The sequence below is a fragment of the Methylobacillus methanolivorans genome (assembly GCF_054588515.1).
The window spans coordinates 283543-304815 of record NZ_BAAILT010000002.1 but is presented as its reverse complement, the minus strand read 5'-3'; the positions used below and the strand labels follow the sequence as shown (position 1 = coordinate 304815).

Sequence of the window (21273 nt, the reverse complement as noted above, 5' to 3'; positions counted from 1 at the left end):
CACATCCTCAGGCAATATTTTCTGCCCGTTCAATCTGGATGTGCTGGATGGCATCTGGATCGCCGATCCAGAAATAGTAAAACTCCCGCACCACGGCCAGGAATAAACGCTGGGTAGGCTTCATGGTAAAAACACCTACCGTGGCATCCACCGCATGCCGGTAAACTTTATGGTCGCGCTCTGGTGCGTCGCGTAGCTTGAGTAGTAGTAGCTTGACTAAGCGCAATCGAGTATCAACCAATGCCTGGTCAGCGCCCTCCTGGCGCAATGCATGGCTATAAGCCTTGAGCGGCCAGGTATCCGCCACACCAAACTTCTCGCTATCAAGGCGTTGCCACAAGGTTTTGAGATCGTGCTCGACGGGCTGCCACTTCGTTGGGTTAAGCTCAAACTCATGCCCAGCATTCAAAGCGGCAATCGCTTTGATATCCTGATTCCAGAAGTGGTAGTACTCGCGTACCACAGAGAGGAAAAATGGCCATTGCTCGCGCTCTACTTCGGTCAACAGCTGCTCAACGGCTTCCCGGTAAATCAGGCCATCTACCGGTTGCCCGGTAATCGCGGGAATCAACGCGAGTAGCCAATGCTCTCGCTCTTTAAGCCCTTCATCATCAACGCCCTTGTTCTTGAGCAACCTGAGATAGGCGGTCATGGCCTCGCGTTCGCGGATATCATTCATGGGCTTGGTACAACTCGCTTACGGTCAATTCAGAAAACTGCTCCCAATCGGGATACCATCGCAGTGTAAGCATATTAGCGACATCCTCCAAATGAAATTTAGGGACTTGATAGTAGGAATACATGACCTCATATCACACGTTATTCCAGTCTTTCTTGCCAATCACCTGTCCAGGATAAGAAACCACATAGGATGACATTGCGTTACCAGCCCAGCCATACATAATGACAGCAGCGTTTAACCTCATTTAATATGGCGTCTGCCCTTTAAACCCGCATCACGGATTGGATTTGGCATGAATCAGGAACAAGCCCTGGCCTATATGCATACATTGCTACGCTCGATGCTGGAGAAAAAAGCGTCCGATCTGTTTATTTCCGCAGACTTCCCCCCGGCGATGAAGATAGACGGCAAGATGACGCCAGTCACCCAGCAGAAGCTGAGTGGCGAACACACCAAAGCTTTTGCCTATGCGCTGATGAACGACAAACAACGTCTGGAATTCGAGCAAAGCAAAGAATGTAACTTTGCCATCTGGCCCAAGGAGATAGGACGCTTCCGCGTCAATGTCTTTATCCAGCAGGAAAAAGTCGGCATGGTATTGCGCACCATCACCACGCAAATACCGCGCTTTGATGATCTGGGCCTACCGCCGGTACTCAAGGAAGTGATCTCGGCCAAGCGTGGCCTGGTGATCCTGGTGGGTGGCACCGGTTCCGGTAAATCCACTACACTGGCCGCGTTGATCGATTACCGCAATGAAAACAGCCATGGCCATATCATCACCGTGGAAGACCCGGTGGAATATGTCCACGCCAGCAAGAACTGCCTGATCACGCATCGCGAAGTCGGACGTGACACCAACGACTGGTTTAGCGCACTCAAGAACACCTTGCGCCAAGCACCTGACGTGATTCTCATCGGCGAAATCCGCGACCGCGAAACTATGGAATTTGCCTTGGCTTTTGCCGAAACTGGCCACTTATGCATGGCAACACTGCATGCCAACAGCGCCAATCAGGCGATAGACCGCATCATCAACTTTTTCCCAGAAGAGCGCCATGCCCAGCTACACATGGATTTATCGCTTAACTTGCGCGGCTTTATCTCGCAGCGCCTGGTTCCCAAGAAAGGCGGTGGGCGCTGTGCGGCCATTGAGATTCTGCTCAATTCACCGCTAGTGGCCGACCTCATCCTCAAAGGCGAAACCGGCATGGTGAAGGATGCCATGGCAAAATCGGTCGAGCTGGGCATGCAGACCTTTGACCAAGCCCTATTTACCCTATGTGAAGAAGGCCGCATTACCGAAGAGGATGCATTACGCAACGCTGACTCCTATAACGAGCTACGCCTGCGCTTCAAGTTGCATGGCAAACACGCCGCTGCCGAAGATAACAACGCACGCGTGGATGCACTATCACTGCATGAAGAAGAACCCGAAGAAGAACCCGAAGAAGAACCTGACCCACTGACACCATAATGGAACTCTATTTACTCATCATTGCAATCATCGGCGCCTGGTACTGGATAGACAGCATTTCCAGCCGTGAACAAGCCATTGCCTGTGGGCGCGAACTGGCAGAGCGCTGGAACCTGCAATTGCTGGACGAAACCGTTTCGTGCAGCAAGGTCTGGTTTGGACGCAACAGCCGTGGGCGCATGCAATTACAACGTACGTATCAATTTGAAGTCAGTGCCCGCGGTAGTGATCGCCTGTCATGTGAACTGGTCATGCTGGGCCGCCATTTGCAAAGCTGGCATATCCCACCTTATTTGCAACCCGTGCCGTCCAACCCGCTGTATTAGCGCTACATCATCTGCATTAGCAGAGCAACTTGCCCATAAAAAGACATTAACCCAGCCTTTCTCGATGATGTCACAGCTTAGCAACATCAGGGGCCGTTTTGCCCCCTCCCCTACGGGACCGTTACATATCGGTTCGCTGATTGCTGCAGTAGCAAGCTATCTGGATGCGCGCAGCAATCAAGGGGAATGGCTGGTACGTATTGAAGACTTAGACCTCCCCAGGCAAATGCCCGGCGCTGCCGACTTGATTTTACGCACCCTGGAAGCCTATGGCTTTGAATGGGATGGCGAAGTGATATACCAAAGCCAACGCGATCACTATTACCAGGATGCCTTGCACATGTTGGCAACACGTGGCTTGGTCTACCCCTGCGGCTGCTCACGCAAGGAAATCGCCGATTCCGCCACACACGGCATTGATGGCCTGGTATATCCCGGCACCTGTCGTCGAGGGCTGGCCTCAGGGAAAGATGCGCGCGCATGGCGTATTCAGGTAGACGATACACCTATCCATTTCCATGACGCGGTACAAGGAAAAATCAGCCAAGTGCTGTCACGCGATATCGGCGATTTTGTCCTCAAGCGTGCCGATGGGTTGTTTGCCTATCAACTCGCAGTAGTGGTAGATGATGAAATGCAAGGCATCACGCATATCGTGCGCGGTGCTGATTTGCTGGATTCGACCCCTCGACAGATTTTCCTGCAACAAGCGCTAGGCTACGCTCATCCGGCTTACCTGCATGTGCCAGTGGCAGCCAATACGGCCGGCGAAAAACTCAGCAAGCAAACACTGGCGCAAGCGCTAGATAGCGATAATACAAGCCATGATTTATGGCAGGTGCTGGCATTCCTGGGGCAAGAGCCGCCAGCCGAACTCCAAACAGATCATCATGCAGCGATATGGCAGTGGGCTTTGTCGCATTGGCAACCCGCTCATATCCCGCGGCAACGCGCTATCGTGATCTAGCCCAGCAATTCAGGAGTTAAGGACGCGCTGCCATTTCCAGGCGATTACGCCCGGCTGCCTTGGCACGGTAAAGTGCTTTGTCCGCCAACCTGAGCAGCTCATCCGCCGTGCTCCCATGCACGGGGAAGAAAGCCAGGCCAAACGAGGCCGAAACCTGTCCTAGCGAACGGCCAAAGTGCTGTAACTGCAAAGCAAAAATCACTTTGCGCAAATGCTCTGTGCGCTCCATCATGATCTCAGCTTCAGTTTCCGGGAAAATCAGCACAAACTCCTCGCCACCAAATCGGCACACAATATCGCTGGAACGCGAGTTTGACACGAGCAACGCTCCTACTTCGCGCAGCAGGAAGTCACCCGCATCATGGCCGAAGGTATCATTGAAATTCTTGAAATGATCTAGATCGAGAATCACCACACCCAACTGGCGTTGTTTACGCTGGGCAATGGCAAGCTCGCGCTGTAACGACTCTTCCATATACCTGCGATTGAACAACCCTGTGAGTGGATCCCGCACCGAGAGGTTACGCAGGGTTTCCTGCATTTTCATGCTAGCTAGCGTCAATGCCACCTGATTAGTGACGGTAGAAGCCAGCTTCAATTGCACATCATCGAAAACCTGCTCATGGTGATTTTCTAAATACAGTACGCCTAATACATTTCCCTGGGCGATGATAGGCACACAAAGACAACAAACGCCTTCGATCACTTGCACATGACGACATGTCAAGGACTCAGGCTGGCCATTCATGACATGAATTTCCCCTCGCCTCAAAGCCCAACAGCTCTCGGGTTGAAAAACAGGCTCACTTTTGAGGCCTATGCCCCAACTCATTCTTTCCTCAAGTTGGTTGCGTGATTCGCGGAACAGGTAAAGTGCACCAGCATCAACATTGAACAATTGCATGGCAAATTGCCGGATCACGCCCAGTGACTCATCAACGCTGCTACAAGCCTGCAGCAAACTACTCAGTTCCCCCATCAAGGCCTGGTTACGCAAGGTGACCTGGTTTTGCCCCTGAATCTCCCGCAATGTCACTTCCAAGCGGCGGTGCTGCACGATCTCGCGATACATATGAATCAAGATGAAGCCAAGCATCAATAATAAGCTGATCCCGGTCAGGCCCAACATATGCTCCCACTCCAGCTCCTTGCTGTTACTGCTATCCATGCGACTGCTCAGCAAGGAGTTTTCATGCCGATGCATTTCCTCCAGCAGGCTTCGTGCCTGCAGCATCAACATCTGCGCTTGATGGCTAAATGCTGTATACGTGGTATTACCGAGATCCAAGCCTTCAATATTACGTGCGGTTTCTTCTAGTAAGGCCTTGGCCACATGTTCAAACTGGTTCAGTTTTCTATGCAGGTAATGATTGGATGTCAGCGCCTTGAGCTCTTCAATTTCAACACCAAGCAATCCTCTGGCGTGATTAGTCTGTTGCAAGCTTTCAATGTTGTGGCTGACGAAATAGCTGATACGTCCCAGCTCAAGTGCATCAATGTCGGTTCGCAAATGCTCAATCCGGGCAAGCACCTGATAGGTATGTTCCAATAAATTGCGCGAGCCGATCAGTTCATTTGTCAGTCGGTTCATCATCCATAAGAACGAAGGTACCAATGTCAACACAACAATTAACGCCAAGTGGCGCAATGCCAGCCATTTTTGTATCTTTGCCCACCACTTTTTCCAATACTGGTTCACTGCCATTCAGTTTGCTTTTTCAAATAAATTAAAATAGTCAATTTCAAGACCACTATAGTCAAATTATTTTAGCTGGGCAAGCCAGCTGGCTACACGATATGTGCAATCCATTCTTCGAGATTTAGCACAAATGGTATCATTCCATCTTAGCCATCCGCGTTTTAAAGTCTAAGATATCCATGCAAATCAGCGACCAACTGCACCGCTTCCTATTTGAAAGCACCCCTCTCAGAGGCAATATTGTTCATCTGGACGATAGTTTTACCCAGGCCTTGCAGCACCATCATTTTCCTGCGGTCTTGCGCCAATCGCTTGGCGAATTGATGGCAGCCAGTGCATTGCTGGCTGCCACACTCAAACTGCAAGGCGGTGCCTTGATTTTGCAGGTACAAGGCAAAGGCCCGCTCAAGCTGTTGGTCGTGGAATGCACGGCTGACTTAGGCGTTCGCGCCACGGCAAAATGGTCTGACGATCTCAATGAGATGAGCTTCAGCGATATGGTCAGTGACGGACATTTCGTCATTACCCTGGACCCACGCGATGGTGGACAGCCTTATCAGGGAATTGTGCCGGTCGAGGGAAACAGCATCGCCGAGATATTGCAGAACTACATGCAACGCTCGGAGCAAATCGATACGCGTATGTGGCTTGCCTGCGATGGCAAAAGTGCTGCGGGCATGTTGCTGCAGAAGTTGCCAGACCAGCCCGATGCAGCCGACCCAGATGCCTGGAATCGTATCGCCATGCTGGCAGATACCGTGCAAGATGAAGAACTGCTTAACCTCGCTGCTGTTTCATTGATCAAGCGTTTATTTAATGAGGAAGATGTTCGCCTGTTCAAGGAGCAAGCCCTCAAGTTTCATTGCAACTGCTCGCGTGAAAGCGTAGGCAACATGCTGCGCATGCTCGGTGAAGAAGAAGTGGCCGAGATTCTGGCAGAGCAGCATACGATTGATATCAACTGCGACTTCTGCAACACCGAATATCATTTTGACCAAGTAGATGCCGAACAATTGTTCAGCACGGAAATTGTGCTACCCGGTAACAACGTCCGTCACTAATTTCACTTTTCGATCAATCTCCCAATTGAGTAGTGGTCGCCTTCTGGCGGCTACGCTCAAATAGACACACCGCCGTCGCTGCTGCGGCATTCAGTGACTCCACCTGCCCTGCCATCGGGATACTCACCTGTTGACTAGCAGCCGCAATCAGCGCCTCACTCAAGCCAGCACCTTCATTGCCGATCACGAATGCAGTAGGCTGCTGCAAATCAAGACTATAGAGAGAGTCACCAGCCAACGTAGTCGCAAGGGTCTGCCCAGCAAATTCCTGTGCTACCTCCACTAGATCTGCACGTTCGACGATAGGCAGCACAAACTGCGCGCCTTGGCCGCCACGTAAAGCTTTGGGCGACCAGGCATCGGTGCAGCCCATAGAAAGATACACGCCTTCCACCCCAGCCGCTGCCGCAGAACGCAGCATGCTACCCAGGTTGCCTGGGTCCTGGATGTCTTCCAGCATCAGCACAAAATCTGCTTGCTCAGGCATTGGCAAACTCGGAATATCCACCAGGGCAAGAATCCCAGTCGGCGTTGCCACGGGCGATAGCTCGGCAAACATCAGGGTGGTGAACATCACGGTTGGCACATCAGACAACTCCTGCAAGATGGCCCCCACCTCATATGTCGACTCTCCCTCTGCCGTGATCAACAACTTGGGCAGGCCAAAATGCTCAATATAGGCCTGTAGCAAATGTACGCCATCCAACAGAGTTTCATTGTTTTTGCGGCGTTCCCGCGTATTGTCAGCCAGCTTTTTCAATTGCTTGAACAGGCTGTTATCGCGAGAGGTGATATGTTTAAATGTCATGAAAAATCGCATTCAGCACAAGATGCGGGCCATTTTACCGCATCCGCATCAAAACACCCGTCACGACGGAGGAGAACTCATGAACGACAAACAACTGGTCGCCATCCAGGCGGCACGCCATGTGCAAGATGACATGGTAGTAGGCCTAGGCACAGGGTCAACCGCGAATTACTTTATCGCGGAACTGGCACGCCGCCATCGTGAAGAGGGCCTGCGCATTACTGCAACTGCCAGCTCGGTGGCTAGTACTATCCAGGCGCGAGAGCAAGGCTTGCCCCTAGTTGCGCTTGAGCACTTGGGCACGCTGGACCTTTATGTAGATGGCGCAGATGAAGTCACCCCTAATCTTGCCCTTCTCAAGGGACGTGGCTATGACCTGGTGCGTGAAAAGCTCTTGGCGCGTGCCAGTGATCGTTTCATTGTACTGGTCGACAAAAGCAAGCTGGTGGGCCACCTGGGTGAGAAATTTCCCATCCCGGTCGAAGTTATTCCCTTTGCCTGGCAACTGGTTCAGGCCTCCTTGCAACAACTGGGTATCGCAAGCAGCCTGCGGCAAAATGCCGCCAAGGATGGGTGGGCCATTACCTCGCATGGCAGCCTGGTACTTGAGCTGACGCTACCCAAGACATTGCAGAGCAGAGAACTCAACCAATTGCTCAACGATATTCCTGGCATTGTTGAACATGGCGTTTTCGAGGAGCTGGCTGATGCCGTATTTGTTGCCGATCAAGGCCAAGTGGAAGAAGTCTGGAAGACAACTGAGCATAGCCAATGAGAACTGAATTTATCCTTGCAGCCATTACCGCAGTCAACAATGCCGTGCTCAATAGCGAGGCCGAACTGGAGTCGCTGGATCGCGAGATCGGCGACGGCGATCACTTCATCAACCTCAAGCGCGGCTGCGCCACCCTACTCGCAATGCGTGAGGAGCTTGCGCCGCTACCACCCGCCGACGCGTTGCAGCGCATCGGCATGAAACTACTATCCACCATAGGCGGCGCCTCGGGCCCGCTGATCGCTACCTTCTTCATGACGATGGCCAAGGTGGAAAAAGCTGGCGACATCAGCACACTAGCCGAAATATCCATGGCATTCACTGCCAGCGTCGAGGCCATCAAGCAGCGCGGCAAGGCCAATGCTGGTGAAAAAACCATGCTGGATACCCTGATCCCGGTAGCGGACACTTTTAGCCGCCTCACAGCAGCAAACGCCGAACCGACCCAGGTATTCGATGCCATTCAGCAGGCCGCCGAGCAAGGCATGCTGTCGACCAAGGAAATGATCGCCACCAAGGGCCGCGCCGCCTTCCTCGGGGAGCGCGCCATCGGCCATATCGACCCAGGGGCGCGCAGCAGCCAGATCATCATCCACACCATTACCGAACTGGCAAAACAGCATCAGGCCGCCTGAAGCCAGCTCAAAGGAGGAGAAAACAACATGAAAAAATTCATCAACAACGTCGACGATATTCTCACCGAGAGCCTAAGCGGCTTTGCCGCAGCGCATGCTGACATCGTCAGCCTTAACCTAGAGCCGCACTTCCTTACGCGCAGACAGAAAGCGGAAAACAAGGTTGCCATCATCTCAGGCGGTGGTTCTGGGCATGAGCCACTGCACAGCGGCTACATCGGTTACGGCATGCTGGATGCCGCTTGTCCTGGCCACGTGTTTACCTCCCCTTCCCCAGACCAGATGCTTGCAGCGGCTGAAGCCGTACATGCTGGCAAGGGCGTGCTGTTCATCGTCAAGAACTATGCCGGAGATGTCATGAACTTCGAAATGGCGGCTGAAATGCTGCCGTTCGAAAACGCCACCGTGCTCACCAGCGACGATGTCGCCGTGGAAAACTCTACCTACACCACCGGTCGCCGCGGCGTTGCAGGCACTGTGATCGTGGAGAAGGTGGTCGGTAGCCTGGCCGAGACCGGCGCCGACCTTTCCGCCTGCAAGGCGCTGGGAGACAAGGTCAACAGCCGCACCGCCTCCATGGGCGTTGCCCTCACTAGCTGTACCGTTCCCGCAGCGGGTCGCCCGACTTTTGATATTGACGAAACAGAACTGGAAATGGGCGTCGGCATCCACGGTGAACCTGGTCGCAAGCGCGAAAAAATGAGAAACGCCGACGCCATCGTCGCAGACCTGGTCACCGCCATCCTGGAAGACCTCAAGCCGACGCCGGGCAGCGAAGTACTGCTCATGGTCAATGGCTTTGCTGCCACCCCACTCATGGAGCTGTACCTGCTCTACAACAGCGCAGCAAGGCTGCTGCAAGCGCATGGCTTGGTTATCAGCCGCTCACTGGTAGGCAACTACACCACCGCCCTAGACATGGCGGGCGCTTCTATCACCGTCACCCTGCTTGATAATGAAATCAGGCAGCACTGGGATAGCCCGGTACATACGGCCGCGTTGCGCTGGCAGTGTTGAGGCGCCGCATAAAATAAACATGCCGCTAAATGCGGCATGTTTATTTTAGTTTAAGCATTTCATTGATAAATCACGGCTAGAAAGTAATCATCACAGAACCAGAGCTTCGAGTCGCCTCACCGTGATAAACAGCTTCTATATTGTTACCGTCTGGATCTAAGACAAAAGCAGCGTAGTAACCCGGGTGATAAGCACGCTCCCCAGGAGCACCATTATCTTTGCCACCATACGCAAGCGCCGCCTTGTAAAAGTTGTCGACCATCGCTTGATCTTGCGCTTGAAACGCTAAGTGATGGCGACCAGTTAATGACCCTAGCGCTGCGGGACTATTAACAGAAGTGACAAACAGCTCATCGGCCCAGAAGTAACCATCACCCACACCACCCATAGGCACATTGAGAGCGTCAAGGACAGCGGCATAAAAGGCTTGGCTGGCAGAAAGGTCTTGCACTACCAACTGAATATGATCAATCAGACGACCTCGATGCAGTTCTTGCGTTTCCATAAAGTACCCCTAGTGACGACTCAAGCACGTCGTCAAATGTACGCTGCATGGCATGAGTTATCATGCATTGCCATGAATTTCATTGTGTATCGCAACGATCTTCTCAATATACGGCATACATTTATCGGTGAAAAACTCACGTGACTTATTTATTCGATAAGGGTCGAGCAGCTTATGAAGTGATTGCTCTAACTCATAGTATAGTAATTTTTCTTCTCGATGTCTTTTATCACTCTAAATCGAAACGGTACTCCGGTTGTATAGAGTTGCGTAATTCGACTTTCAACTGCGCCAGTAGTAATGCCTATTTTTACTATTTCCTCTCCATTCTTTGTATAAAGAGCTGTCCCTAAGACATAAAGCCTTCCGATACCTGCCTCAAGCCTCTCTAAGTTTTCTGTATCTATTTCTTCGTCTGGAACACTTACATCTTGGTTTACACCAAGAGCCAATGATAAGCGAATTGGTTTTTGTGATTTATCCACAAAAATCTGCCCACCTGTTCGAGAAGCAACATATATCTGAGCCAAGAGCGCATGATCTAGGTCTTTATAGTGGCCCTTTTCAACATTTCGACGATGTGATTCCGTACCATAGAAATCTGGATGATTTAATTTGACCATATCTCGTACCTGCTGCGGAGTCATCCCTTCAGGATGCTCATGCAATATTTTTCTGATGAGGTCAGCAAACGTCACGATTTTCTCCAAAAACATAATCATATTTTAGATGCTCGCACAGTATGAAAGCCTAACGAGTCAAATCAATAACTCTGCGAATCATCCAATATCACAGGCTTGGTGTTAGGCCATTTAGACCGCCTAGTTAACAGGCTTAACTCATTGTCATATCAAAGCAGCTTCGTCCCCTTAGGCACCAATTTATCCGGCACGCACAAAGCCACTGCCCCGTTCTCATCATGAAACCCAGTCACCAGGCATTGCGACTGAATCGGGCCGATCTGCTTCGCAGGAAAATTCACCACCGCCACTACCTGCTTGCCGACCAATTCATCCGGCTGGTAATGCACAGTGATTTGGGCACTGGATTTCAAGACCCCTATTTCCGGGCCGAAATCAATATGCAATATGTAGGCGGGCTTGCGGGCTGCGGGGAATATCTCGGCGGAAACCACTTCGCCCACGCGCAATTCCACCTTGAGAAAATCCTCGAAGCTGATGTCGTTCATGGCTCAGGCCTTCTTCACGAACTCCGATTTCAGCTTCATCGCGCCGATTCCGTCGATCTTGCAGTCGATATTGTGATCGCTATCCACCAGGCGGATGTTCTTCACTTTGGTGCCAACCTTGACCACCAGCGATGATCCTTTCACCTTGAGATCCTTGATCACGGTAATGGTGTCACCATCTTGCAGCAGGTTGCCATTGGCATCCTTGACGATGAAATCACTCGCCGTGGACTCTTCACTAGTAGCGCTCCATTCATGCGCGCATTCCGGACAAATCAATAATTCACCGTCCTGGTAGGTATATGTGGAACTGCATTGTGGACAATTGGGTAATTCACTCATTACTAACACCTATTCAAATCATGGTTATATTGAGGCAATGCGGCCTTGATCTCGGGCTGAAATGCTTGCGGTAATGCAGCTGCATGCCGTTTCGCCAGGGATTATCTCAAATCGAACTGGGTAAGCCCAATAATTCAGCCAATCGTGGATTGCAAAGATACGTTACATCTAAATTACCCTTATGACTCACTGTATAACAGGCTTGCTCATTTCCATAACAATCAGGTCATCCCGTCGGGGTACGCCCACCCCGGCATAAAGAGGATAAGGCTCACGATGTCCGGTCAAGGTATAGCCCCTGCGCTCGTAATAAGCCTGCAACTCTGGCCTGGAGGACAACACGAGCATTTTTAGACTATTGGCACCATATTGCTGGGTAGCGAGTGCTTCGGCGGCTTGCAGCATGGCTTTGCCCAAACCTTGATTCTGTGTGCTCGGCAAAGTGGCCAGCATACCAATGTAACAAGCTTGCCCCGCTTGTTCGATATGCACGCAAGCCAGCAAACCATGCTCGCTACGCATCACCAATACACTTGAGCCTACCCGGAAAAGCGCACGAACCTGTGCAAGCGATATCCGCAGGCCTGATACCAATGCTGCTTCGTGTGTCCACCCATAGTCATGCCCTTCAGGGCGGTATGCCTGATTGACCAGTGACGCAATTGCATCAGCATCTAGTTCAGTCGCTTGGTCTATGCTGAAACCATCCATTTTCGCGATTACTCCCCTACAAAAACGTAATTATGGATTATGCAGTGCTAACTTGATGCCAAAAGCAATTAGGGCAACCCCTGCGACCCGCCTGCCCCATAGCGATAAATCCGATCGCCTGCCTAAACGCTGGGTAACCTTGCTCCCCAGCCACACCAGCAGCACTTGATAAAACAAACATACGAGCGTGACATGCAACATCATGATCAGCAATGTGCCTACAGCAACATCTGGCTTAAGAAACAAAGGAAAGAAGGAAAAGAAAAATAGTACTGCCTTGGGGTTGGTCATACAAACCGCGAATGCAAGCCGAAAATATGCGCCTCCACTAGGCATGACCCCCTTTAACTCGACCGCTGCACCTGATCTGGTACGCCACAACTGTATGCCTATCCAGCACAGATAACCAGCGCCCAACCACTGCAAGGATGAAAACAGCAAGGGGTGTGCCTGCATCAGAGCAGCCAGCCCGGCGAGTGCCGCGATCATCCAGACCATGTCGCCCAACAAAGTGCCAGCTACTGCGGCCATGCCAGCTACATAACTACGTGAAGCAGCGTTTAAAATTGCTATCGTACCGGGGCCTGGAATCATCTGGTAGATAAGGGTGGCAAGGATAAAACTGCCATAATTCTGGATACCAAATATCAATGACTATGCTACCTCTTCTATCTAAAAATCCCCAAGACTATCAACCATAGTTTTAACATATTTTTTATTGATCTCCGCTGGAGCTGGTAAGCTTTTTTCGCATGAGGATGCACAAGCATGCATGCACGATTGAGTGTTGTCCTTAGGGGGAGAGCATGGTTCTCCGTGCTTTCCAAGCTGGTAAGTCTCTTGAAACCATGCTATCAATTGCTGAAGGTGATCTGGTGAAAGATCAGCGCGATACCCGGGGCCCCTTTTCTCAAGCAACATCTTTCGAAACTGAATTGGAATGTTGGGTGCATGGTTACCAAAGTAATAAAAAGTGTTTGAAATAAGCGCTTTTGCATCATCTGTGCGTTGCACACTATTGTCTATATGCTTGTGAAAACGAGGATCTAGCAAGAAATCAGCATATGCTAATTTTTCATCTACACGCATGAGATAAATAATCGTGCCGTTCCCAGAGCTTTCACTGCTTTGACCACCTGTGCCCAGCACCCAATCGCCAACCTCAGCCGTTTCAACAATATTGCGGCGTTGCCCATGGTGACTGAACTTACAGTACACCAAGGTACACAATCCATCTTCTGGATTTGGCGCGTAACCACGATCATGATCTACCACATAGGAATAAAGCTTCATCCTAACTATCCTCTTTCATTATGCGACCACTCTACAGCCTCACTGTTGGCAAGTGTTATACTTTGGCTGCCTCTTTGATGAGCCCATCCATGCCAAACCGTATTGCCGCACTACTTTTATGTCTTCTCTCCGTTGTTTCACTGCCGACTTTCGCCGTAGACCAGATCAAGCCAGGCCAGTGGGAAATTTCAGTTTCACTCCAGGGACTACCCGCCATTGCCCCTGAGCAGCTGGAACAATTACGCCAATTCGGTATTGAATTGCCCGTGGGCGGCAATGCCATCGCAACGCAACAATGCGTCACACCGGAACAAGCCAAGCTGAAACAACCGCTGCTGCCGCAGACAGAAGATGGCTGTAGTGTGCGCAATTACAAGCATCAAGGTGATAAAGTCACTGGCGATGTTAGTTGCAACGGTGCCATCAAGGGTAATGGCCGCTTCGATATGACGTTGCTCAGTGAAAGTACCTTCCAGGGCAATATATCCATGCAGGGAACTGCACAAGGCCTGCCCGTCAACCAGAATTCTTCCATCAGCGGCAAATGGGTAAAGCCTGCTTGCGATGCTGATATTCCAACTTACCAGCCATAACCGGTTTGAATCAACTTATGCAAATAGAACGTATCCTGCATTCGCAGGGCTTTGGCTCCCGCAAGATTTGCCGCTCCATGATTCGCCACGGCGAAGTGACGGTCAACGGCGAACTCTGCGATTTCCCTTTCACTGAATTCGAGACAGACAACCTGCACTTCACGGTGCGTGGCGTAGCTTGGCAATTCCGCACCCAAGCTTACCTGATGCTCAACAAACCAGCGCATTACGAATGCTCACACAAGCCTCAGCACCACCCCAGTATTTTTAGCCTGCTACCTGCTGCTTTATTGGAGCGCGGCGTACAAAGCATAGGCCGGCTGGACGAGGACACGACGGGCCTGCTGCTGCTCTCGGATGATGGCCAATTCATCCACCGCATGAGCTCGCCGAAATGGAAAGTGCCCAAAGTCTACGAAGTTACCACCAAGCATCCGTTGGATGAGGCGCAAATCACCTTGCTGCTGAGCGGCGTGCAGTTGCTGGATGAACCAGCTCCTGTTGCAGCACTCGCCGCTGACATCATCAGCGACCATGTGCTGCACCTGACACTGGCAGAAGGTAAATACCACCAAGTCAAGCGTATGCTGGCTGCGGTGAGCAACCGCGTTGAGGCATTAAAGCGCATCCGCATTGGCAACCTGACCTTGCCTGATGACCTCGCCGAAGGCGAATGGCGCTGGCTGGATGCCGCCATGCTGGAGGCCGTTTCTCCAGTACGCCAGGCATAACCACGATGGGAATGCATGAAAAACATCTCATGCATTCCTTGCCCAGCTGGCATATTTTTGCCGTATAATTTGCTTTCCCTGCGCTACATCCAATCCGCGCAGCGGTCTTGAATCCCAAAGACACCTTCCTGCTGTCTGCCTAGATTGGAGTTATGTCATCGTAACAGGCCGACAAAACACCCTTGAATATAATGGAGTTTCAGCTTGTCTTCTGACGTGAGCATTGCGCTTTCCAACCTACAATTTTCCGACCTCGGCCTGGCAGAACCTATTCTGCGTGCGATTGCCGATACTGGCTATACCAACCCAACACCGATCCAGGCCCAGGCTATTCCGCTAGTACTCAATGGCGGCGACCTGTTAGCAGGCGCACAGACCGGAACGGGCAAGACCGCAGGCTTTACCCTGCCCTTGCTGCACTTGCTGCATAGCAAGCCACTCAAGTCCAAGGCAGGCCAGCCACGCTGCCTGATCCTGACACCGACGCGCGAGCTTGCCGCGCAGGTGGAAGAATCGGTGCAAACTTACGGCAAACATCTTTCATTGAAATCCATGGTGATGTTTGGCGGTGTAGGTATCAACCCGCAGATCGAGCGCCTGAAAAAACCGGTCGATATCCTGGTCGCAACACCTGGTCGCTTGCTTGATCACGCGGCACAAAAAACCATAGACCTTTCCGCGATTGAGATACTGGTGCTGGACGAGGCCGACCGCATGCTGGACATGGGCTTTATCCGCGACATCAAGCGTGTATTGGCGCTACTACCCAAGCAACGGCAAAACTTGCTGTTCTCGGCCACCTTCTCAGATGAAATCAAGGAACTGGCTGATGGCCTGCTGCACAACCCTGGCTATGTAGAAGTGGCTCGCCGCAACACGGCATCGGAACTGGTCGATCAGACCGTGCACCTCGTTAGCCAAAGTCACAAGCGTGACTTGGTCGCACACCTGATTCGCCACCACGATTGGAAGCAGGTGCTGATTTTTACCCGTACCAAGCACGGTGCCAACCGCCTGGCAGAAAAACTCAGCAAGGACGGCATTGCCGCCGCCGCGATTCATGGCAACAAGAGCCAATCTGCTCGCACCAAGGCACTGGCTGAGTTCAAGGACGGCACTTTACCAGTGCTGGTCGCAACCGATATTGCTGCACGTGGCCTCGACATCGACCAATTGCCACAAGTAGTGAACTTCGAGCTGCCCAATGTACCGGAAGACTACGTGCATCGTATTGGCCGCACTGGTCGCGCTGGTTGCTCAGGTGCTGCCGTTTCACTGGTGGATGGCGAGGAAGTCAAACTGCTCAAGGGTATCGAGCGCCTGATCAAGCGTGAAATTCCGAAATTGGACATTCCTGGTGAGTTCGTCCCTAGCGAAAAACCCGCTGTAGAAAGCCGCCCACCAAGACCGCAACAGGCACCATCACGCCAGGCTAGGAACAACCGTCCGCAAGGTCAAGGTCAGCGCGAGCGTGACGATAGCGTAGGCAATAGTGCCGAACCGCGCAGCAACAAGCAACGTCAAGGCAGGAACAACCAGGCCAAAAACCAAGCTAGGCCTCAGCGTGCTCAAGGCCAACAACAGCCCGCCCAGCATCAAGGTCAGCGCAACAAGCCTCAAGGGCAAGCGGATCAATCCAAGAAAAAGCCAGAAAAATTCTTGTCCGAAGCTGCTCGCCACCAGGCCATGCCACAGGTGGGCCTATTCGTGCCGCCACAGCCACCCAAACGCCAGTTTAACAACAACTCCGGGCAGCGCCCTAATCGGGGTCGCCGCTAGCATTTGAACCATATGCAGGAGAACACTGCTGCCCAGCAACTGCTGGAGCAAACCTTCGGCTATAGTGCCTTTCGTGGCGAACAAGAAGCCATCGTCAATCATGTGGTAGGCGGTGGCGACGCTCTGGTACTGATGCCGACGGGTGGTGGCAAATCACTCTGCTACCAGATTCCGGCCCTGCTGCGGCCAGGCGTCGGCATTGTTGTTTCACCATTAATCGCCTTGATGCAGGATCAGGTGGATGCCTTGCGCCAGCTCGGCATTAATGCTGCCTTTCTCAACTCCAGCCTGGATGTTGAAACGGCACGCAGTGTTTACCAAGCATTGATGCGTGGTGAGCTAAAGGTACTGTATGTTGCTCCCGAGCGGCTGATGACGCCTAATTTCCTCAGCACCCTGCATGAAATCCAGCAGCGCTTTGGCATCGCCCTGTTTGCAATTGACGAGGCGCACTGCGTATCGCAATGGGGCCATGATTTCCGGCCAGAATACCGCCAGCTCACGGTGCTACACCAGGAATTCTCCGCAGTACCACGCATTGCGCTGACCGCTACGGCAGATACCCCGACTCGTAGTGAAATTGTCGAGCGCCTCAACCTGGAAGACGCCCGTCAGTTTATTTCCAGCTTTGACCGCCCTAACATTCGCTACCGCGTGGCATTGAAAAACAACGCCCGCAAGCAATTACTCAACTTCCTCGAATCCGAGCATGCCAACGATGCAGGCATCATCTATTGCCTGTCACGGCGCAAGGTGGAAGAAACAGCAGCCTGGCTCAAGGAACAAGGCTGGGATGCCCTGCCCTACCATGCTGGCTTGGATGCAAGCGTGCGCCAGGCCAACCAGCAGCGTTTCCTGCGCGAGGAAGGTATCATCATGGTGGCTACCGTTGCTTTTGGCATGGGCATAGATAAACCCAACGTGCGATTTGTCGTTCACCTCGACTTGCCCAAGAGCATGGAGGGCTATTACCAGGAAACTGGCCGTGCAGGCCGCGACGGGCTGGATGCCAATGCCTGGATGGTCTATGGCTTGGGCGACTTGGTGAGCATGCGCCAGCTCTTAGACAGCAGCGATACGCCAGAAGAAAGAAAACGCCTAGAGCGCCAGAAGCTAGATGCCCTGCTCGGCTATTGCGAATCCACGGCCTGCCGCCACCAAGGTATCTTGCGTTACTTTGGCGAGCAGCATCCAGGTAATTGCGGGCAATGCGACAATTGCCTCAACCCAGTGGACACCTGGAACGGCACAGAGGCTGCCCGCATGGCGCTTTCATGCGTGTATCGCAGCGGGCAACGCTTTGGCGCAGGCCACCTCATCGACATCTTGCTGGGCAAGACCACCGAACAAATCAAGCGCTTTAACCATCAATCGTTATCCACGTTTGGCATTGGCAAAAGCTTGAGCCAGACGCAATGGAGCAGCGTGTTTCGCCAATTGGTCGCAGCCGGCCTGCTTTCGACTGACATGGAAGGCTATGGCGGCCTACGCCTCACTGAGGAAGCCCGACCACTATTACGTGGTGAAAGTGAAATCTGGCTCCGCAGCGATCCTCCCGATGCGCGTGCAAGCACTGCCGAGCGCGCCAGCCGCAGCCGCGAGGCTTACAAGGAGGTGCAGGATGACCCGCTCTGGATTGCCCTCAAGGCCAAGCGCCTGGAGCTGGCCCGAGAGCAAGAAGTGCCGCCGTATCTGATTTTCCACGACAGCACCTTGCTGGAAATCCTCAATCGCCGCCCTGGCAGCCTAGATGAAATGAGCCGGATCAGCGGCATTGGCACCAGCAAACTGGAACGATATGGCGATGAATTCCTGGAGGTATTGGAAGAACATGCCCATTAACACAAAGGCCGACTATCATGCAGATTTGGGTTGATGCAGACGCCTGCCCGGTGGCAGTGAAAGAAATCCTGTTCCGCGCAGCTGACCGTACCGGCATCATGGTGACACTGGTTGCCAACAAGCTATTGCGTGTACCGCCTTCAGCGCATATCCGCGCTTTGCAGGTGCCTGGCGGCTTTGATGTCGCAGATAAGGAAATCGTGCAAAAACTTCAGCCGGGTGATCTGGTCATTACCACAGATATTCCACTCGCGGCAGAAGTCATCGCCAACGATGCCCATGCGCTTAACCCGCGTGGGGAAATGTATGACAAGGGCAGTATAGGCGAACGGCTTGCCATGCGGCACTTGATGGAAGACTTGCGCAACAGTGGCGTTGAACTGGGTGGCCCATCTTCATTCAGCCAGGCAGATAGACAGGCATTTGCGGCGGCACTGGACCGCTTTATTGCCCGGAATGCGACAACAACATCAAACCAGCCAGATGTAAAAAAAACATGATGACTATCAAACGTATATTGTGCCTTGTGCTCTCATGCTGCCTATTGGCTTGCACGGGTACCGGAACACCCGAGGGCTTAAGCCCTGTAGCAGACTTCAAGCCAGATGAATATTTGGGCACTTGGTATGAAATCGCCCGCCTGGATCACTCATTCGAGCGCGGCTTGCACGAAGTAACAGCAACTTACAGCAAACGCGAAGATGGTGGCCTGAAGGTGATCAACCGTGGCTACGACCCGGTAAAGCAACGCTGGAAAGAAGCAGAAGGCAAAGCCTATTTTGTTGATGGCCCTAATATCGGCAAACTGAAAGTCTCATTTTTTGGGCCATTCTATGGTGCTTACAACATTCTGGTATTGGACCGCCTTCATTACAATTTTTCGCTGGTCGCCGGTCCTGATCGTCATTATCTCTGGATACTGTCGCGTACCCCGGAACTCTCCTACCCGGTCAAGGCTGAGTTGATTGCCAGGGCACAACACCTAGGTTTCGATACGAGCAAACTCATTTTTGTCGAACATAACATCCAGACAGGGATGAAGCTGCCCCATCAGGACACCATGCGCCACTAACACGCACCAACAAAACAAAAAGCCTGTGGCTAACCACAGGCTTTTTGTTTTCCATCGAGGCAGTTAGCTCTTGACGATCAGGTTATTCTTCACCGACTTCACGCCTTCAACTGCCTTTGCCACCTCGCCAGCTCTCTTGATCTGGGCCTTGGTATTCACGAAGCCGCTCAACTGCACGACACCTTTGTAGGTTTCCACGCTCACTTGCAAGCCCTTAAAGCCCTCTTCCTTGAGAATATTGGCTTTGACCTTGGTTGTGATCGTGCTGTCATCCACGATGCGGCCTACCTCTTTTTTCTGCTGTGCAGTCTTGTAGTTACTGTACTCTTCCTGGGTCAGCTTGCCATCCTTGTTCTTGTCGGCAGCATTGAAGTGCTCTTTGGTATAAAAGCTATCCCGACTGGCCTCGGTGTAGTTCAAGTGCCCGTCATTATTGGTATCAAGCTCGTGGAACTGCTTGACGTCGGGGCTCTGATTCAGTTCATCAGAAATGGATACTGCCCATGCGCTGCTTGCCGCAACGCCCAGTAACACGCTGATAACAGCAGAAATCATATTGGTCTTGATATGACGATGCATATTACTCTCCTCAAAAGTGCAACGATAAATGACTACCCATGACTGCATGGTAATGTCTTCCGACAGCCATCACCGTCGGCCTATCGCTATACATCATGTCAGAAGCAACTGACACTTCATGCCTCTTTCAATTCGCGTTTTTTACATGTGTAAGGTACAGTCCCCCCTCAACAATTTGCCATAGTCGTCGTAAAGACTATGGCTTGAGTCACAACAAGGAATTTGCATGAAATTGAATACACGCCTGATGCACGGGTTACTGATGGCCACACTGGGTGCCAGCAGTTTGGCAAACGCCGAAGTCGAGGAAGATGGTCGCTTCTGGATCAATCTGACCATGGAAGGCATGGTATCGAAGGAAAATCATGTCGGCTGGTACGCAGAGCTACAGCCCCGCCTAAAAGAGGAGGGTAGAGAGCACGACCAAACCATCATCCGCCCCGCCATCAACTACTGGATTTCAGACCGGGCCAGTATCTGGCTGGGTTATGCCGATGTCAGGACACACACCGCACAAGGGTCTAATCACGAACAACGCTGGTGGCAGCAGTTCATGTATACCTTCCCACCTACAGCAAACGGGATCGTCATCACCAGCCGCACCCGGCTGGAACAGCGTAATTTTGATATTGGCAATGATACAGGACACCGTGTACGCCAACTGGTACGCGCGATCAAGAAAATCGAAGGCTCCGAATCGCTGAGCTGGCTGGTATGGGATGAGTTGTTTGTCAGCACCCGCAGCACGGATTGGGGTGCTCTCAGTGGCTTTGACCAGAACCGTGCCTTTGCCGGCGTGGCATGGCAAGCGGCCTCCAATGCCAGGTTCGAGATCGGCTATGTCAATCAATATGTACGCGGCAATAGCTTTGACCGCATGAACCATATCCTGTCGACTTCGCTGTTCCTGCGTTTCTAGGCTGACACTACGACAGCTTGGTAGGAATGATCGCCAACAGGTGAAAACCTTGGTTAGGGGCGCTGGTAATATCCACGCGCCCCCCTATCGCCATAATGCGGTTACGAATACCAGAAAGACCATGAGTGCTTGCCACCGTCTTGGCAAGATCAACGCCCACACCATTATCTTCAATTTCCAGCTTGAGGTAATCCAGCTCATCCACCATATGCACTGACACCTTGGTCGCATAGGCGTATTTGCTAGCATTATTCAGGCTTTCCTGCACGAC

At 52.1% G+C, this 21273-nt stretch carries 26 protein-coding genes; 14 read left to right on the top strand and 12 right to left on the bottom strand.

Annotated features, from left to right (window positions below):
* Positions 1-7: 7 nt before the first annotated feature.
* On the bottom strand, positions 8-679 hold the full coding sequence (locus tag LG202_RS02785; protein ID WP_230346894.1) for a hypothetical protein: 672 nt from the start codon (positions 677-679) through the stop codon (positions 8-10).
* Positions 680-974: 295 nt separating this feature from the next.
* On the opposite strand from LG202_RS02785, the gene LG202_RS02780 reads away from it, so the two are divergent.
* The 3 genes from LG202_RS02780 to gluQRS all read left to right on the top strand — a co-directional run bounded on the left by LG202_RS02780 (position 975) and on the right by gluQRS (position 3452).
* Complete coding sequence (locus LG202_RS02780) at positions 975-2159, top strand: PilT/PilU family type 4a pilus ATPase (RefSeq protein ID WP_230346893.1); 1185 nt, start codon at positions 975-977, stop codon at positions 2157-2159.
* Entirely contained in the window at positions 2159-2485 is a 327-nt protein-coding gene (locus tag LG202_RS02775) for a DUF3301 domain-containing protein (protein WP_230346892.1), read from the top strand. The genes LG202_RS02780 and LG202_RS02775 overlap by 1 nt, the downstream gene beginning before the upstream one ends.
* 64 nt (positions 2486-2549) lie before the next feature.
* A complete protein-coding gene (gene gluQRS, locus LG202_RS02770) occupies positions 2550-3452 on the top strand; it encodes a tRNA glutamyl-Q(34) synthetase GluQRS (RefSeq protein WP_230346891.1) in 903 nt (300 codons plus the stop codon).
* A gap of 16 nt (positions 3453-3468) precedes the next feature.
* On the opposite strand, the gene LG202_RS02765 is transcribed toward gluQRS, so the two are convergent.
* Positions 3469-5157: a diguanylate cyclase gene (locus LG202_RS02765; RefSeq protein WP_230346890.1), complete on the bottom strand. Its 1689-nt coding sequence runs from the start codon at positions 5155-5157 to the stop codon at positions 3469-3471.
* 173 nt (positions 5158-5330) lie between these two features.
* Here LG202_RS02765 and hslO point away from each other — a divergent pair, with 173 nt between their 5' ends.
* Complete coding sequence (hslO, locus tag LG202_RS02760; RefSeq protein WP_230346889.1) at positions 5331-6212, top strand: Hsp33 family molecular chaperone HslO; 882 nt, start codon at positions 5331-5333, stop codon at positions 6210-6212.
* Between the two features lie 13 nt (positions 6213-6225).
* Here hslO and LG202_RS02755 read toward each other — a convergent pair whose 3' ends face one another.
* Positions 6226-7020, bottom strand: coding sequence for a TrmH family RNA methyltransferase (locus LG202_RS02755; protein WP_230346888.1), 795 nt, complete (start codon positions 7018-7020; stop codon positions 6226-6228).
* 79 nt (positions 7021-7099) lie between these two features.
* On the opposite strand from LG202_RS02755, the gene rpiA reads away from it, so the two are divergent.
* Genes rpiA through dhaK form a run of 3 tightly spaced genes read left to right on the top strand, consistent with a single transcriptional unit; the run spans position 7100 to position 9447 of the window.
* Positions 7100-7795: a ribose-5-phosphate isomerase RpiA gene (gene rpiA / locus LG202_RS02750; protein WP_230346887.1), complete on the top strand. Its 696-nt coding sequence runs from the start codon at positions 7100-7102 to the stop codon at positions 7793-7795.
* A complete protein-coding gene (dhaL, locus tag LG202_RS02745; protein WP_230346886.1) occupies positions 7792-8430 on the top strand; it encodes a dihydroxyacetone kinase subunit DhaL in 639 nt (212 codons plus the stop codon). The genes rpiA and dhaL overlap by 4 nt, the downstream gene beginning before the upstream one ends.
* 27 nt (positions 8431-8457) lie before the next feature.
* Complete coding sequence (gene dhaK / locus LG202_RS02740) at positions 8458-9447, top strand: dihydroxyacetone kinase subunit DhaK (RefSeq protein WP_230346885.1); 990 nt, start codon at positions 8458-8460, stop codon at positions 9445-9447.
* A gap of 76 nt (positions 9448-9523) precedes the next feature.
* Here the strand turns inward: dhaK and LG202_RS02735 are convergent, their stop codons facing one another.
* From LG202_RS02735 to LG202_RS02705, 7 genes are all read right to left on the bottom strand, one after another.
* Positions 9524-9952 (bottom strand): VOC family protein, encoded by a 429-nt coding sequence (locus LG202_RS02735; protein WP_230346884.1) that lies wholly within the window; start codon positions 9950-9952, stop codon positions 9524-9526.
* Positions 9953-10140: 188 nt separating this feature from the next.
* Positions 10141-10650, bottom strand: coding sequence for a GIY-YIG nuclease family protein (locus LG202_RS02730; RefSeq protein ID WP_230346883.1), 510 nt, complete (start codon positions 10648-10650; stop codon positions 10141-10143).
* A 152-nt stretch (positions 10651-10802) separates the two neighbouring features.
* Entirely contained in the window at positions 10803-11141 is a 339-nt protein-coding gene (locus LG202_RS02725) for a tRNA-binding protein (protein ID WP_230346882.1), read from the bottom strand.
* Positions 11142-11144: 3 nt separating this feature from the next.
* A complete protein-coding gene (locus LG202_RS02720; RefSeq protein WP_230346881.1) occupies positions 11145-11483 on the bottom strand; it encodes a zinc ribbon domain-containing protein YjdM in 339 nt (112 codons plus the stop codon).
* Between the two features lie 186 nt (positions 11484-11669).
* Positions 11670-12194 (bottom strand): GNAT family N-acetyltransferase, encoded by a 525-nt coding sequence (locus tag LG202_RS02715; protein ID WP_230346880.1) that lies wholly within the window; start codon positions 12192-12194, stop codon positions 11670-11672.
* 30 nt (positions 12195-12224) lie between these two features.
* Positions 12225-12788 (bottom strand): LysE family translocator, encoded by a 564-nt coding sequence (locus LG202_RS02710; protein ID WP_230348029.1) that lies wholly within the window; start codon positions 12786-12788, stop codon positions 12225-12227.
* Between the two features lie 78 nt (positions 12789-12866).
* Positions 12867-13487 carry an Nmad2 family putative nucleotide modification protein gene (locus tag LG202_RS02705; RefSeq protein WP_230346879.1) on the bottom strand — a complete coding sequence of 207 codons (621 nt, stop codon included), beginning with the start codon at positions 13485-13487 and terminating at the stop codon, positions 12867-12869.
* Positions 13488-13576: 89 nt separating this feature from the next.
* On the opposite strand from LG202_RS02705, the gene LG202_RS02700 reads away from it, so the two are divergent.
* From LG202_RS02700 to LG202_RS02675, 6 genes are all read left to right on the top strand, one after another.
* Positions 13577-14080: a DUF3617 domain-containing protein gene (locus tag LG202_RS02700; RefSeq protein ID WP_230346878.1), complete on the top strand. Its 504-nt coding sequence runs from the start codon at positions 13577-13579 to the stop codon at positions 14078-14080.
* Between the two features lie 17 nt (positions 14081-14097).
* A complete protein-coding gene (locus LG202_RS02695) occupies positions 14098-14811 on the top strand; it encodes a pseudouridine synthase (protein WP_230346877.1) in 714 nt (237 codons plus the stop codon).
* A gap of 204 nt (positions 14812-15015) precedes the next feature.
* Entirely contained in the window at positions 15016-16590 is a 1575-nt protein-coding gene (locus LG202_RS02690; RefSeq protein WP_230346876.1) for a DEAD/DEAH box helicase, read from the top strand.
* A gap of 12 nt (positions 16591-16602) precedes the next feature.
* Positions 16603-18432: a DNA helicase RecQ gene (gene recQ, locus LG202_RS02685; protein ID WP_230346875.1), complete on the top strand. Its 1830-nt coding sequence runs from the start codon at positions 16603-16605 to the stop codon at positions 18430-18432.
* A gap of 17 nt (positions 18433-18449) precedes the next feature.
* On the top strand, positions 18450-18932 hold the full coding sequence (locus LG202_RS02680; RefSeq protein ID WP_230346874.1) for a YaiI/YqxD family protein: 483 nt from the start codon (positions 18450-18452) through the stop codon (positions 18930-18932).
* Positions 18929-19504, top strand: coding sequence for a lipocalin family protein (locus LG202_RS02675; protein ID WP_459724352.1), 576 nt, complete (start codon positions 18929-18931; stop codon positions 19502-19504). Before LG202_RS02680 ends, LG202_RS02675 begins: the two co-directional genes overlap by 4 nt.
* Before the next feature lie 63 nt (positions 19505-19567).
* Here LG202_RS02675 and LG202_RS02670 read toward each other — a convergent pair whose 3' ends face one another.
* A complete protein-coding gene (locus LG202_RS02670; protein WP_230346873.1) occupies positions 19568-20083 on the bottom strand; it encodes a BON domain-containing protein in 516 nt (171 codons plus the stop codon).
* 226 nt (positions 20084-20309) lie between these two features.
* Here LG202_RS02670 and LG202_RS02665 point away from each other — a divergent pair, with 226 nt between their 5' ends.
* Complete coding sequence (locus LG202_RS02665; RefSeq protein ID WP_230346872.1) at positions 20310-21002, top strand: DUF2490 domain-containing protein; 693 nt, start codon at positions 20310-20312, stop codon at positions 21000-21002.
* A 7-nt stretch (positions 21003-21009) separates the two neighbouring features.
* On the opposite strand, the gene LG202_RS02660 is transcribed toward LG202_RS02665, so the two are convergent.
* Positions 21010-21273 (bottom strand): sensor histidine kinase (locus LG202_RS02660; RefSeq protein ID WP_459724347.1); only part of this gene is annotated, 264 nt, incomplete at its 5' end.

What these genes read in the sequence shown, in the direction of transcription:
- LG202_RS02720 (WP_230346881.1), bottom strand. Translation starts at nt 11,483, where the DNA reads ATGAGTGAATTACCCAATTGTCCACAATGCAGTTCCACATATACCTAC.
- gluQRS (WP_230346891.1), top strand. Translation starts at nt 2,550, where the DNA reads ATGATGTCACAGCTTAGCAACATCAGGGGCCGTTTTGCCCCCTCCCCT.
- LG202_RS02665 (WP_230346872.1), top strand. Translation starts at nt 20,310, where the DNA reads ATGAAATTGAATACACGCCTGATGCACGGGTTACTGATGGCCACACTG.
- LG202_RS02765 (WP_230346890.1), bottom strand. Translation starts at nt 5,157, where the DNA reads ATGGCAGTGAACCAGTATTGGAAAAAGTGGTGGGCAAAGATACAAAAA.
- LG202_RS02715 (WP_230346880.1), bottom strand. Translation starts at nt 12,194, where the DNA reads ATGGATGGTTTCAGCATAGACCAAGCGACTGAACTAGATGCTGATGCA.
- LG202_RS02710 (WP_230348029.1), bottom strand. Translation starts at nt 12,788, where the DNA reads ATGATTCCAGGCCCCGGTACGATAGCAATTTTAAACGCTGCTTCACGT.
- LG202_RS02705 (WP_230346879.1), bottom strand. Translation starts at nt 13,487, where the DNA reads ATGAAGCTTTATTCCTATGTGGTAGATCATGATCGTGGTTACGCGCCA.
- dhaL (WP_230346886.1), top strand. Translation starts at nt 7,792, where the DNA reads ATGAGAACTGAATTTATCCTTGCAGCCATTACCGCAGTCAACAATGCC.
- LG202_RS02725 (WP_230346882.1), bottom strand. Translation starts at nt 11,141, where the DNA reads ATGAACGACATCAGCTTCGAGGATTTTCTCAAGGTGGAATTGCGCGTG.
- LG202_RS02780 (WP_230346893.1), top strand. Translation starts at nt 975, where the DNA reads ATGAATCAGGAACAAGCCCTGGCCTATATGCATACATTGCTACGCTCG.
- LG202_RS02680 (WP_230346874.1), top strand. Translation starts at nt 18,450, where the DNA reads ATGCAGATTTGGGTTGATGCAGACGCCTGCCCGGTGGCAGTGAAAGAA.
- recQ (WP_230346875.1), top strand. Translation starts at nt 16,603, where the DNA reads ATGCAGGAGAACACTGCTGCCCAGCAACTGCTGGAGCAAACCTTCGGC.
- LG202_RS02775 (WP_230346892.1), top strand. Translation starts at nt 2,159, where the DNA reads ATGGAACTCTATTTACTCATCATTGCAATCATCGGCGCCTGGTACTGG.
- LG202_RS02670 (WP_230346873.1), bottom strand. Translation starts at nt 20,083, where the DNA reads ATGCATCGTCATATCAAGACCAATATGATTTCTGCTGTTATCAGCGTG.
- LG202_RS02735 (WP_230346884.1), bottom strand. Translation starts at nt 9,952, where the DNA reads ATGGAAACGCAAGAACTGCATCGAGGTCGTCTGATTGATCATATTCAG.
- LG202_RS02675 (WP_459724352.1), top strand. Translation starts at nt 18,929, where the DNA reads ATGATGACTATCAAACGTATATTGTGCCTTGTGCTCTCATGCTGCCTA.
- dhaK (WP_230346885.1), top strand. Translation starts at nt 8,458, where the DNA reads ATGAAAAAATTCATCAACAACGTCGACGATATTCTCACCGAGAGCCTA.
- LG202_RS02755 (WP_230346888.1), bottom strand. Translation starts at nt 7,020, where the DNA reads ATGACATTTAAACATATCACCTCTCGCGATAACAGCCTGTTCAAGCAA.
- hslO (WP_230346889.1), top strand. Translation starts at nt 5,331, where the DNA reads ATGCAAATCAGCGACCAACTGCACCGCTTCCTATTTGAAAGCACCCCT.
- LG202_RS02695 (WP_230346877.1), top strand. Translation starts at nt 14,098, where the DNA reads ATGCAAATAGAACGTATCCTGCATTCGCAGGGCTTTGGCTCCCGCAAG.
- LG202_RS02785 (WP_230346894.1), bottom strand. Translation starts at nt 679, where the DNA reads ATGAATGATATCCGCGAACGCGAGGCCATGACCGCCTATCTCAGGTTG.
- rpiA (WP_230346887.1), top strand. Translation starts at nt 7,100, where the DNA reads ATGAACGACAAACAACTGGTCGCCATCCAGGCGGCACGCCATGTGCAA.
- LG202_RS02700 (WP_230346878.1), top strand. Translation starts at nt 13,577, where the DNA reads ATGCCAAACCGTATTGCCGCACTACTTTTATGTCTTCTCTCCGTTGTT.